The organism is Polaromonas sp. (assembly GCF_049790275.1).
Classification (GTDB): Bacteria; Pseudomonadota; Gammaproteobacteria; order Burkholderiales; family Burkholderiaceae_C; genus Polaromonas.
Genome location: NZ_JBAQYR010000158.1, coordinates 1 through 12,247 on the forward strand (window position 1 = coordinate 1; position 12,247 = coordinate 12,247).

13 protein-coding genes are annotated in these 12,247 nt (G+C 65.3%); 2 read left to right on the top strand and 11 right to left on the bottom strand.

All coding sequences use genetic code 11. The features are described 5' to 3' along the window. Positions 1–347 precede the first annotated feature (347 nt). Complete coding sequence (locus WA904_RS20820) at positions 348–710, top strand: hypothetical protein (protein ID WP_425199038.1); 363 nt, start codon at positions 348–350, stop codon at positions 708–710. 95 nt (positions 711–805) lie between these two features. Here the strand turns inward: WA904_RS20820 and WA904_RS20825 are convergent, their stop codons facing one another. From WA904_RS20825 to WA904_RS20845, 5 genes are all read right to left on the bottom strand, one after another. Further along, complete coding sequence (locus WA904_RS20825; protein WP_425199039.1) at positions 806–1,393, bottom strand: DUF3455 domain-containing protein; 588 nt, start codon at positions 1,391–1,393, stop codon at positions 806–808. 247 nt (positions 1,394–1,640) lie between these two features. Continuing rightward, complete coding sequence (locus WA904_RS20830; protein ID WP_425199040.1) at positions 1,641–2,099, bottom strand: hypothetical protein; 459 nt, start codon at positions 2,097–2,099, stop codon at positions 1,641–1,643. A 143-nt stretch (positions 2,100–2,242) separates the two neighbouring features. Further along, positions 2,243–2,824: a DUF3455 domain-containing protein gene (locus WA904_RS20835; RefSeq protein WP_425199041.1), complete on the bottom strand. Its 582-nt coding sequence runs from the start codon at positions 2,822–2,824 to the stop codon at positions 2,243–2,245. 229 nt (positions 2,825–3,053) lie between these two features. Continuing rightward, positions 3,054–3,599 (bottom strand): DUF3455 domain-containing protein, encoded by a 546-nt coding sequence (locus WA904_RS20840; protein WP_425199042.1) that lies wholly within the window; start codon positions 3,597–3,599, stop codon positions 3,054–3,056. 211 nt (positions 3,600–3,810) lie between these two features. After that, on the bottom strand, positions 3,811–4,428 hold the full coding sequence (locus WA904_RS20845) for a DUF924 family protein (RefSeq protein ID WP_425199043.1): 618 nt from the start codon (positions 4,426–4,428) through the stop codon (positions 3,811–3,813). Between the two features lie 112 nt (positions 4,429–4,540). Here WA904_RS20845 and WA904_RS20850 point away from each other — a divergent pair, with 112 nt between their 5' ends. Further along, positions 4,541–6,556, top strand: coding sequence for a prolyl oligopeptidase family serine peptidase (locus tag WA904_RS20850; RefSeq protein ID WP_425199044.1), 2,016 nt, complete (start codon positions 4,541–4,543; stop codon positions 6,554–6,556). A 27-nt stretch (positions 6,557–6,583) separates the two neighbouring features. On the opposite strand, the gene WA904_RS20855 is transcribed toward WA904_RS20850, so the two are convergent. The 6 genes from WA904_RS20855 to WA904_RS20880 all read right to left on the bottom strand — a co-directional run. Beyond that, positions 6,584–7,408 (bottom strand): LytR/AlgR family response regulator transcription factor, encoded by an 825-nt coding sequence (locus WA904_RS20855; protein WP_425199045.1) that lies wholly within the window; start codon positions 7,406–7,408, stop codon positions 6,584–6,586. After that, on the bottom strand, positions 7,405–8,424 hold the full coding sequence (locus WA904_RS20860) for a sensor histidine kinase (protein WP_425199046.1): 1,020 nt from the start codon (positions 8,422–8,424) through the stop codon (positions 7,405–7,407). The genes WA904_RS20855 and WA904_RS20860 overlap by 4 nt, the downstream gene beginning before the upstream one ends. Before the next feature lie 32 nt (positions 8,425–8,456). Beyond that, entirely contained in the window at positions 8,457–8,762 is a 306-nt protein-coding gene (locus WA904_RS20865; protein ID WP_425199047.1) for a 2TM domain-containing protein, read from the bottom strand. 71 nt (positions 8,763–8,833) lie between these two features. Beyond that, on the bottom strand, positions 8,834–9,802 hold the full coding sequence (locus WA904_RS20870) for an alpha/beta hydrolase (RefSeq protein ID WP_425199048.1): 969 nt from the start codon (positions 9,800–9,802) through the stop codon (positions 8,834–8,836). Further along, the gene (locus WA904_RS20875; RefSeq protein WP_425199049.1) at positions 9,799–10,833 is read right to left on the bottom strand and encodes an alpha/beta hydrolase family protein; all 1,035 of its coding nucleotides are present in this window, start codon (positions 10,831–10,833) and stop codon (positions 9,799–9,801) included. The genes WA904_RS20870 and WA904_RS20875 overlap by 4 nt, the downstream gene beginning before the upstream one ends. A gap of 35 nt (positions 10,834–10,868) precedes the next feature. Beyond that, positions 10,869–12,247: carotenoid oxygenase family protein (locus WA904_RS20880; protein WP_425199050.1), on the bottom strand; the 1,379-nt coding region annotated here is incomplete at its 5' end.

Consider the following 12,247-nt stretch of genomic DNA (forward strand, 5'->3'; position numbering starts at 1 on the left):
GGGTCGGGCTGGCCGGCGGCGTGGTGGGCGGCGTCGCCGGGGCTGCCGCCCCATTTGCGGCCGGCGTAGGTGCCGGCGGCCAGGTCGTGTTCGATGATCTGGCGCAGGAAATTGCTGGTTTTTGGGGTTTCTTTGTCTGCAGGGGAGGTCATGAGCCGATTCTAGGGGCTCGCCGCTTCCGGGGGCGGTGCAGGGGGTTACGTTTGGGTACGCTCTTCACCATGCATGCGGTAGGCCGTTAGTATGCTGGGGCGTTTAATACCTACATGGGCACTTTCTGCCCGGTCAAGGAGAAAGCAATGCTTAAGTCAACCGTTCAGTCCGCTTTACCCAGGCGGACCATTCTGATGGCAGGGGCCACGGCGGCTCTGGCCCTGGCGGCCCTGGGATTTGGCGGTGCCGCCCACGCGCGCAGCGATGTGCAGTTTTCCGTGGGTGTGGTGTTGCCGGGCGCACAAATCGGCGTGAGCAATGCCTACCCGGTGTATTCACAGCCTGTGTATTCGCAACCGGTGTATGTGCAGCCCCAGCCGGTGTATTACCCGCCGCAGCCTGTGTATGTGCAGCCGCGACCGGTGTACTACCAGCCGCAACCGGTGTATTACCAGCGCCCACCCGTTTACATTGCGCCGCCGGTGTATTACCGCGGCGGACCCAGGTGGCACGGCCACAGGCACCATGGCCACGGCCATGGCGGCTACGACCGTTAACCGGGAAGTGCGCAGGCCGCTGCAAGGTGGCCCGCTCCATCAAAAAAGCCCGCAGGCTTAGGCCTGCGGGCTTTTTTTGTCTGGGCTGCGGCGTTTTATGAGCCCGTGGCGCGCCAGAAAATATAGTCGGCCTCGTAGGGCACGGTCATGCGCATGCCCAGCTGCGGGGCACTGCAGGTGGGGCTGGCTATCCAGCCGCCCACGGTTCGCAGGCGCTGCACATAGGTGATGTTTTGCAGCGCGCCCGGGGTCTCCGAGCGTTCGGCGCGGTAACGCTGCAGCGGCAGGTTGTGGCTGCCATTGGGCACTTCAATAAATTCGCGCGCAATGACGCTGGAGCCGTCCTGGTGTGTCCAGCTGGCGCGTGCGCCGGGCTTGTGGGTGATACGTTTTCCGTAGGTGTCGGTCAGTTCCAGCCCGGCGTTGCGCAGCAGCCACTCGTATTCGTAGGGCGCGCGTCTGACGGCCTGGCATTCATACATCAGCCGGCCGTTGCTGCTGGCTTCCAGCACGGCCTGGTGGCCCGCCGGCACACGAACGGCCGCGGGCAGGTCCTGCTGCGTGTTGTAGGGCTGGAGCGGCCGGGAACTGCACGCGCCCAGCAACGCGGCACTGCCGCCGGCCACAAAAAGGCTGCATAGCAGCCGGGCCGAAAAGAAGGAACACGGTTTTTTTGTTTTCAAGGCGGCTCCAGGGGATAAGCGCATCACGGACTTGCTGCCAGTTGTGCAGGGCGGTCGGTACAGTGCTGCCAGCGCATCGTAACGTGCGTGCTGCGTCTTGTGACATTTTTCCGTGCTTCAGGCGGCACGGGATGCACAACACCGCAGATACAAAAACAATCTGCAGAGTGGAATTTGCGCCATGAATGCCCGCGCCGGCAGCTTTCGCGGCGTCCCGTGTTGGGCACGCCGAAAACCAAAGTGTCACTTAGCTCAGCGAAATGCACGAAATGTCATAACTACTGCTGAGTGCTTTTGGTTTGCCGTTGTTGTGGGCCGCGCTGGTGCAGTTTTTCTGGACCTTGTTGAAGCCGGCCGGTTTGGCCTGCAGCACATAACTGACTTGTTGCAAGCCTGCGACGGGCACTGCAGCGTCGGCCAGCGCTTCGCGCTCGCCTGGCTGGACTCCGCTGGAAGGAAGCTGTTCCGTCAGCACCCACAGATGGGTGCCGTCGCTACGGGCCACGCGCTCGTAGAGCACGCTGTCGTCACCCGAGTGCGGGGGATGGGTGCCGGCGGCGGGGCCGATGACGACGGGCGGGTACAGGCCGGGGTGGAAAGCAGGGCCTGAAAGGGCGCCGATCATGGCCGCCGTGCCGGTGACCACGAGCAGGGCCAAGCCAATGCCCAAGCTGATCACGCGAAATGTGTGGCGCATTTTTTTCATGGCAGATCACTCCTTTCGGCTGGGCTGGTTGTCCAGTAAACCGCAGAGGCGGGGCTGCGCTTGTAGGAAGCCGCCGCTTGCGGATGCCGGTGTACGGCGTGGCGTTGGCAAAGGCGGTTCATGACGGCGGGCCTTGCCGGGCTTTACATCGGACGCCAGAAAATGTAGTCAGCCTGGTAGGGCAGGGTGACCTTTTTGCCAGCGGTGAGATCGCTGCACGGCATGGTTTTTTCAACACCGCCCTTGGTCTTGATGCGCTGGATGAAGCTGATGTTCTGCAGTGCGCCGGTGCCCGTGGACGGCTCGGCGCGGGACAGCTGCAGCGGCAGGTTGTATTCGCCATTGGAGGCCACGCTCACCTGGTTGCCCACAACGCTGGAACCGTCGATGTGTGTCCAGCGCGCGGGTGGGCCGGAATAGGCCACCACGTCCTTGCCGGTACGGTCGAGCAGGTTGGCTTTGGGGCTCATTAGCACCCAGCCATAGGGGCCGCTGGGGGTGGGGCGGCATTCGTAATTGAGTACGCCACTGGCGCGGGTTTCGAGCGCCACCACGTGGCCGGTGGGCACCATCACGGCTTGGGGCAAGGTGTCCTGGCTGTATTCCCTGGGCAGGGGCGGGGTGCTGGAACAGGCGGCCATGATGAGCGCCGTGCCGGTTGCCATCAGGGTGGTGCAAAGCAGGCTTTTGCCGGCGGCGCGCAGTGGGGTGCGGGTGTTTTTCATCTGGAGTTCCCTCGGTTGGTGTTGCTGGTTCCGAGTTGATCCGCCCGAGGTGTAACCGTCTGTAGGACGCCGCGCCTGCGCCATGCGAGCAAAAAACGTATTTCTGTTCACGTCTTCCAGGCACCGGCGGACCAGGGGGGCGCTGCCTGCTCCGCGAGGCCTGCCCGCCGGCCTCACGCGGGAAATCAGCCGTCTATTGCCGACAGGCTTTGCGAAAAGAAGCGGGTGCTTACATGGCCTTGTAGAAGATGTAGTCGGCCTGGTACCTGACGACCTGTTTGGCCGCCATGTTGCCAGCGCTGCAGGGTGCCGCAGGGGCAGCCCCGCCCTGGGTGTTGACGCGCTGGATGTGGGTGACACCCTGCATGGCGCCCGTGCCCATGGCGGCGTTGGCCTTGACCAGCTGAAGCGGGATGTTGCCCGCCATGGCGGGCGCGACGGCGAGCTGCACGGCGGTCAGTTTCGAGCCGTCCATCGCCTCCCAGGTGGCGGGCGGGCCGTAATACCTGCCGACCTGCCTGCCGCCGCGGTCCAGCAGTTTGGCGTTGGGGCCGACAAACACCCATTCGAACTGGCCGGCGTCGTTTGCCTTGGCGCGGCATTCATAAGTGATCTCGCCCACACCGACAGTTTCCATGGCGACCTTGTGGCCGGCCGGAACCTGCACGGTAGCGGGCAGGCCGGCCTGCGAGTAAGCCGGCATCGTCGGGGCCATGGAACCGCAGGCGGCAACAAGCGAGATGGCAGCGGTGGCGAGAGCGGTACGGATCATCATGCGGAGTACTCCTGGTGAGTTGCGCTGGCAGTTGCCAGGCACGGGTTGCGGGCAGGTTGCTTCAACGCTGATGCGGCAAGCAACAGCGTCTGCAGGGAGTACGGACACAGGAAGCGGTTGGATTCACGCGGTGCAGCACTGCATGAAAAATCAGGCCGTGCACGTTTGGCCGTGGCAGTTTTTCAAGGGTGCGCAGGCCGGGGCCGGCCTGTCACTGCCCGAAGCGCGGGCCGATTTTCAGGAAATCGAATTCGAGGGCGGTGTTGGTTCGGCTCAGCGCTGCATTGCGGTACGGAAACCGGCCCAGGCGGGCAATGATGTCGCGGTGCTGGATGGCGAAGTCCAGCGAACTGCGCGCGCTGGCGCGCAAAGCCTCGGGTACCGCTTCTGCCAGCGCGGTGAAGCGCCGGACAGATTCTTCCTGCAGCGCCAGGTTTTCGGCATGCATGAGCGGCATGTACAGGAAGACGCGGCCCATCCACGGCAGCTGTTCATCGAACCCGCGCGCCAGTGCATCGGTCACCAGCTGCTGGGCACGGGCGTCTCCGCCAAAGGCTTTGGCCTTGCCGCGAAAGATGTTGCGCGAAAACTGGTCGAGCACGATGACCAGCGCCAGCCTGCTTTGCGGCTGGGCCTCCCAGTCGGCCAGGCCGCCGGCCTGGGCAAGACCGACCAGCTTGCCGAACTTGCTGCGGATTTCTTCATCGAGTTCGGGGCCGCCGGAAAACCAGCGTTTGCTCATGCCCTCGCTGAACCAGAAGTCGAGAATCAGTTGCGGCGGGAAGGACTCGTCCGAGGAGGCGGCGGGCGCGCGAGAAGGCTGTGTCATGGCTGCGTGATGATACCTGCGCCTTTGGCTGGGCCAAGGTTGCCGCGGCTATGATGGCCGGGACCCAGACGCCCCAAGATCAACAATGGGCAAAACAAGGAGGAGGGCTCCCATGTCTTTCAGTCGTATCCCTGCCGTCATCGGCACCGCGCTGGTCCTGCTCACCTTGGGGGCCTGCACCACGGCGCCCACGCAATCGAATCTGGCCGCTGCGCAAGGCAGCGGAGAGCTTGCGCCGTTGGTGCCGGTTCGCCGCTTTGTTGCCAACATTGATTTCGCGGCGGGCTTTGTGCTGTCGCCTGACGGGCAGCGACTGCTGTGGCAGCAAACGGTGGGTACCGATGCCGGCCTGGCGGTACGTCCTGTCGCCGAAGGCGGCCCCGTCACCACGTACGCCGTGGGCAACCAGGGGCGCGGCAGCGGGATCCACACCTGGCTGGCAGACAGCCGGCACGTGCTGTACAGCAAGGACCCGACGGGTGATGAAAACATCCGGCTGTTCGTGCAGGACACGCAGTCCACGGTGCTGGCGCCCTGGGAAGTCACCCCCTGGCGCGGGGTGCGGTCGGTGTACCTGGGGCGCTCTGGTTTCAGCGGCGCGAAGTTCTTCTTTGCAAGCAACCGGCGCGACAAATCGACACTGGACCTGTACGAGGGCGATGCGCAGGCCCGCACTTTTAAAGAGGTGGCGCGCAGTGACGGCACGGTGACTAGCTGGATTCTGGGCCTCAACCGGGAGCTGGTGGGCCGCGCACGGAAACTGGGCCCCTCCGACGGCTCGGATGTGGCGGTTGATCTGCTGCAGCCCGATGGCAGCTGGCGTACGCTCAAGACCGTCGGCGGTTTTGACCACTACTGGATGAACCGGGTGGACACCGCGGCGGGCAAGGCCTGGGTGACGTCCAACATCGGACGCGACAAGACTGCGTTGATCGAAGTGGACCTGGCCAGTGGGCAGGAGCGCGTGTTGGCCGCGCACGACCAGGTGGATTTGGGCATGGTGCTTTTTGCCCCTCAAGGCGGCCCGCTGGCCTATGTGTTCGAGCCCGACATGCCGCGCATCAGCTACCTGGACGCGGCGATGGATCGCGACGTGCAGGCAGCCGTCAAGAAGGCGTTGGCCGCCGGCTTGTTGCCGGACCAGCCGGTGATCACGCGGCCCCAGGGCTTTTCCGAAGACCAGCAGCGTGTGGTGCTGCGCAGCGTGGGGCATTTTGATTCAGCCGAGTTGCTGCTAGACCGGCGCACCGGCCAGGTTCGCCGGTTGAACCCGCTGGAGCGCGAGGCGGCGTCGGTGCTGGCGAAGGAGGAGCCGTTTTCTTTCAGGGCATCGGACGGCCGCACCATACACGGCTACCTGGTCCGGCCGCGCGGTGTGAAGGGGCCGGTGCCCATGGTGGTGTCCATCCACGGCGGCCCCTGGGTGCGCGAGAGCTGGAGCCCGGCAGTGTTTGACATACCGCAATTGCTGGCCAACCGCGGCTACGTGGTGATGACGTTGAACTACCGGGGCTCTTCCGGCTACGGGCGTGAACACATGTGGGCGGGCGAGCGTGAATATTTTGGCCGCCTGCAAAAAGACATTGCCGAAGGTGTGCAGTGGGCCATTGACCAGAAGGTGGCCGACCCGAAGCGCCTGGCGGTGATGGGCGGCAGTTTCGGCGGGTTTTCGGTGCTGGCGCAGCTGATCCAGAAACCGCACGACTACGCCTGCGGCGTTGACGTGGTGGGCGTGGCGAACTGGCTGCGGGTGGCGGACAGCTGGCCTGCGTTCTGGCGTAGCCGGCACCTCTTTGCCCGTTTTTATGGCGACGTGAACAAGCCCGAAGACCGCGCGCAGATGCTGGCGAACTCGCCGATCGCCCACCTGGACAAGATCACTGCACCGCTGCTGGTGGTGCATGGCGGCAACGATATCCGCGTGCTGCGCCAGGACTCGGACGATGTGGTGGCCGGGCTGCAGAAGCTGGGCCGGCCGGTGGACTACCTGCTTTTTGCCGACGAGGGCCACAGCATCTCGAAGTGGCGCAACCGGCTGGCCATGTGGCGCACCATCGAGGACAAGCTGGCCGGCTGCCTGGGCGGGCGCAGCGCAGGTTTTGACTATTACCAGTTGATGCCGAGGTAAGGCGGCGCAGCTGGCGACGCCCGAGGCTTACAGCGCCCGGAACAGCGAACTGTAAAGGCGGCTGACCGCCAGCTTTTCCGGACGGCCGCGCAAGCTCAGCGTCAGTTTGCCGGATTCGTCCCGGCTGACGGTTTCAATCGCGCCGGCCTGCACCACGGTGCCGCGGTGAATCTGCCAGAAGTTTTGCGCGTCCAGTTGGGGCAGCAATTCCTTCAGGGGTGTGCGTATCAGGTACTCGTGGCCGGCGGTGAGCACCCGCACGTATTTGTCGGCGGCCTCGAAATAAACCACCTCCCCCACCGGCACCATGCGAATGCTGGTGCCCACGCTGATCTGCAGCACTTTCAGGAGGCTGCTCTCGGTCGCGCGGGTTGCGGCCAGCAGGTGGCGCAGCTGGTCCAGGGTCTGATCCAGCGCGCCGTTTTGTTCTGCTGCTGAATTGATAGCTGCTGACGCCCGTGCGGAAAGGGCCAGCTGCACTTTTGACACCGTCTTTTCAAGGCGTGCGGCTTGCAGGGGCTTGAGCAGGTAATCCACGGCCTGCGCTTCAAAGGCCTGCACGGCGTACTGGTCGTAGGCGGTCACAAACACCAGGGCCGGGAAAGGCTTGTCGTGCGGCCATTCGTCGGCCAGCTCGGCGGCAGCGTCCAGGCCGCTTTGGCCGGGCATGCGAATGTCGAAGAAAAGCACGTCCGGCAGCAGCTGCAGTGCCTGGGCCACGGCTGAAACGCCGTCGCCCACACTGGCCAGCACACGCAGCGCGGGCCAGGCACGCGCCAGTTCGGCCTGCAGCGCCTGGGCCAGCAGGGGCTCGTCTTCGGCGATCAGTGCGGTGGCCGGGTGGTTGCTCATGATTGATAGGGAAACCGGGCGGTAGCCCTTGTACCGCCTGCGTCAACAGCTACCAATTCAATAGCGGTTGACGTGCCGTAGGTGCTGGCAAGCCGCTCGCGCACCTGGGCCACACCGAAACCGGAACGGTCTTTTTCTTCCGTGCCGGACAGGCCGACGCCGGTATCCAGCACCTCCAGCACCAGGGCCGAGCCGTCGCGCCGGGCGCTGACGGTGATCTGCCCGCCTTCGATCTTGGGCTCCAGCCCATGCTTGATGCTGTTTTCAACCAGCGGCTGCAGCAGCAGCGTGGGCACGGGATGCTGGGCCAGCTCGGGTGGCAGTTCCAGCGTGTAGGACAGGCGCGGCCCCATGCGGATGGCCATGAGCTCCAGGTAGTCGCGCAGGCGGTCGAACTCGGCCTCCAGCGTGTGGGTGGCGCTCAGCGAGGCGCCCAGCGTGGCGCGCAGGTAGGCAATCATGTGGTCCAGCATGACCTGTGCGCGCTGCGGGTCGGTGGCAATCAGCGCCCGCAGGTTCGCCAACGTGTTGAACAGCATGTGCGGCTCAAGCTGGGTTTCGAGCAGCTTCAGCCGTGCTTCGTTGGCGTGCTGGTGCGCCTCGTTCATCTTGCGGATGAGGTAGGCGCTTTTGTTGATGGTGTAGAAGTAATAGCTGCCCGAGACGCCCGCCAGCACGGTGATCAGAATCGACGTGCGCTGCTGGCCGGGGTCGCTGGCGGCGGGGCGTGCGCCGGCAGGGTACCAGCCGTAATAAAGGCACAGCTTGTCGGCCAGCCATGTACCGATCAGGTAGCCCAGCGCTATGCCCCCCAGCACCAGGGCAAAGCCGGCCCAGCCATGCGGCCAGCCGGTTTCGGCGCTCGAGGGGAAGAACTCGCGGCCCAGATCAATCACGGCCCAGGTGATGGTGGCGATGAACAGCGAGTACACCAGCGGTGGGCCGTAGGGCCGTTCCGGCATGAAGGCGTACTGGATGGTGGCGATGGCCAGGGCAAATGCCATAACCTGCAGCATGTGCCGCAGCTTGGCGATCCAGTCGATCCTCCTCATCGGGGCATGCCGCCGCCGCGTTCGCGCTGCAGGCGTTCGCGTTCCTTTTGTACCATGCGCTCACGCAGGCTTCCGCTCCCACCCAGCACAAAGACCGAGATGCCGTGCAACGCCACGCCCAGGCCCCAGCCCAGCAGCGGGAACAGCGACCAGGGCCGGGTTCCGAAGCCGTACTTGGAGGTAGCGAACATGACCAGGTTAACCAGCACATACAGGACGGCATGGAAGTACCAGCCCAGCTTGGCACTCGCGCGCCTGTGCGCCAGGCGTTCTATCTGTTCGGAATTCAGTGGGGTGTTCATAGGCGAAGGTGGTGAAACATTCTATTGACGTTTTCACGGTTCAGGGGTGCCACGCGTTACAGGGAAGCCGCTCAGGTCCGGCAGGCCTGGATCACGGCGTCAAAAGCGGCGCTATCCAGGGTGAGGCCCATGTGGTTGACGCCGGGAACCAGCGTCACCGGCACGGTTTTGCCGGCGGCGGTGAATACGTCCGCAAAACGGTCGGCGCGGAAAAGTTCGTCATCGCGGCCGGCGACGATGTGCATGGCACCGCGGGCGCCGCGGATGTCGCCCGCGTAGTCATTGTGCGGGCCGAAGCTGGTGGCGAGGGTGAAGGAATACGAAGGCGTGAGCATGGGGCGGGCCGTGTCATTCAGACCGAAATTGAGAACGGGCAGGTTATTCCACACGCCCACGCCTGCCTTGTTGAGCAGGTGCAGGCCAACCAGGCGCGGCAGGCCGATAGACACCCAGCCGCCGTTGTCAGGACGGGCGGTGGGCGCGTCATAACGCAGGTAAGGCGAGAGCAGTACATAGCGGTCAAACAGGTCCTGCCGGGTGCCGCCGGCAAAACGCAGCACAAAGCCGCCACCGGATGAAAAACCCAGCAGGGTGCTGGGGCCGGCATGCGGTACGGCGCGCGCAAAGTCTTCCACGTCGTCTTCCAGTTGGCCCACGTAAGCGGCCTGGCCGCGCGGACCCGAGTCGCCATGGCCGCGCATATCGAGCGCGGCCACTTCAAAGCCGGCACCCGCCAGGGCGCGCGCCAGCACATGCATGCTGCGCGCCCGTGCCGAGGAACCGTGGACAAGCACCACACGGCGTGCGTTCTGCGCATTGCCGGCGGCCGGGTAATGCAGCCAGGCCATGGCGGTACCGTCGCGCGCGGTAAAGCTGCGCGGTGCGGGCACGCCCGAAAAATCGGCTTTCGCAAACGGCGCGTTGATGCTGGCCAGGGGCGCAATCGGCGCTGGCCCGCCGAAGGTGATGGCGGCGGCCAGCGCGGTGACGACCAGCGCGACGGCGGCGAAGGTGGTGACAGCAACGGTTTTATGGTTCATGGCAGCAGGTACTTTCTGAAAAAGGCGGTGATTTTGCGGTCCACCTCGGGCAGTATCGCGCGGTCGAAGCCGGGCGGGTCGCCCAGCAGCTCTGCGGCGATGCCGCTCAGCACCTCGACGGGCGGCGGTGGCGACAGTAGCGCACCGTGGCCTGCAGTCGGCATGTCGGCGATACGTTCACACGCGGTGCAGGCCGCGAGGATGGCGCTGCTGTGAAAGCGTGGGACCAGCCACCGGTCCTGGCCGGCGGTGATGATGCCCAGTGGGACGGGCGGCGCGGCCAGTGACTGCGCATCGAAGTCGGCTGCCGCCGGAACGCCGGCCACGATGGCCTTGATGCGCGGGTCCGTGTGGGTGTACCAGGCGGGGTCGTCAAAACGCTGGCGGATCACGCCCAGGGCGACGGATTTTTTCAGGCCGTCCAGGAAGTTTCCGCGCAACTGGGTGATCAGGCCCACGCAGGTTGAAAAGTCGTCGGCGATGTTCGCCTCGCAGTGTTGCTTGAAGCGCGAGGGCGACCAGCGTCCGCCGGCCAGGCTGAGCGCCGTGTGGCCGCCAGCCGACATGCCATACATGCCCACCTTGTCCAGCAACAGCAGCGCGGCAAAACGTGCGTCCTGCGCCACCGCGTCGATGGCACGCGACACTTCGGCGGGCCGCAGCTTCCAGCTCTCGGGGCCGGGGACGGAGGGGTCTTTGTAGTTGTCGCGCAGGTGCTCGGGCATGGCCACCACAAAACCGGCCTCAACCAGCGTGCGGGCTAGGTCGGCGTGCACCCAGGGCGCGCCGCCCGAGCCATGCGAGATGACGACCAGCCGCCCGTTGCCGCGCACCGGTGCACCCTGCACCGCGAGCTGGAGTGTGAAGCGCCCGCGCGGCACCGGCTTGTCCTGCGCGCTGGATGGGTAGTACACGGTGACGGGGCCGTCGCCCTGCAAGCCGGGAAGTTCGGTCAGACCGACGCCGGCATGGGCCAGGCCGGCCAGGGCAATGCACAGGGTGGCGGCGGTGGAGCGCAAAGGCAGGGACATGGCAATCTCCTTGATCAACGGTATCAGGTGAAGAGTCACGCGGGCACAAACTGGCCGTGCAGGCCCAGCGGCAAGCCATAGGGCAGGGTGACCCGCGCCAGCGGGCCGGCATCGACGGCAGAGGCATCGAACACTGACAGCGCGGTACGTTCGCTGGGCCAGTGGTAGGCCGTGCCCAGCACCCAGCCCTTGCCTTCGGCTGCGCTGGGGGAGGACGGCACGTACACGTGTTCTTCGGCAATCCAGCCGTCGCCGTAGCGGTGGCGTTTTTGCTGCTCGCCGTGTAGCGCCAGCACGCTGTCGAAGCCATCGACCTGGGCGTTCATCTCGCGGCTGCGTGCCAGCAAGGTGGTGAACTGCGTCGGCAAACCGTTGCGCGCCGGGTGGATGCGCGGGAACTCCACCTTGTCCGGGCCCAGGGCCTGCATCTGCGCCTGGCCTGTGGCCGGGTTGAGCGTGATCTGCGTCCATTGCGTCGCGCCCGCTTTTGCATCGCTGCGGCTGCGGTTCACGTCCATCTGCCGCATGGCGCCCAGGATGTCGGGCTGGGCCACAAAGCGTACTTGTACGGTGCCGCCTTGTTCCCAGGCATTGGCCAAGTGAAACACACCGGTGGCCGGCAACTCAAAGCGCTGGACCTTGAAGTCGGCCTTGTCCACCAGCAGCACGACCAGGGGCGACTTGTCTTCCCAGTGGTAGTGCGACAGCGGGTTGCCTGCACCCGGCGTGCCGGAAAACTTCAGGGGCATCAGCAAAAACACGAGATGTCTTTCGGTGATGGCAAAGTCGTGCACCATGTCGGCCTGCGGCGCGGCCAGCACGTGCTGGCGGCGTAACTGGCCCTTGGGGCTGATCTCGTACACCAGCAGGCGGCCGGTGCCGGGCATGTAGCCGAAGCTCCACACGCTGCCGTCGGGTGCCACCCTCGGGTGGGCCGAGAACGGTGCGCCCTGGGTGTCGGGTGACCAGACCTTGAAGCTTTTGGCCTGCAGGCTTTGCGGGTCCACCGCCAGCGCCGATCCGGCCTCCCACAAGGCGAACAACTCGCCACTGGCCGGCAGCGACAGCAGGTTGATGTTGGCCGGGTTGACGCTGTCGGGGCCACTGAGCGGCGGCGAATGGGGCAGGGTCTGCGCAAAGCCGGAGTACAGCAGGCGCCCGGCTGCTTCTTCGGCCTTGAGTTTGGGTGTGGCGAGCAGCGCACCGCGATGCGAGACCTGGCCGTCTGTGAAGCGAAAAGCCTGCAGCATGCCGTCACCGTCGAACCAGTGGTTCATGGACACGCCGCCCAATTCGCGCCGTGCCGGACCCACGCGGTACAGCGTGCCCTGCAGGGCAGCGGGCCAGCGGCCTTCGATGCGCAGGGGTCCGCTGTCCAGAGGCGCCTTCAAGGGCCCGTTGTGCGGGGCGTAGC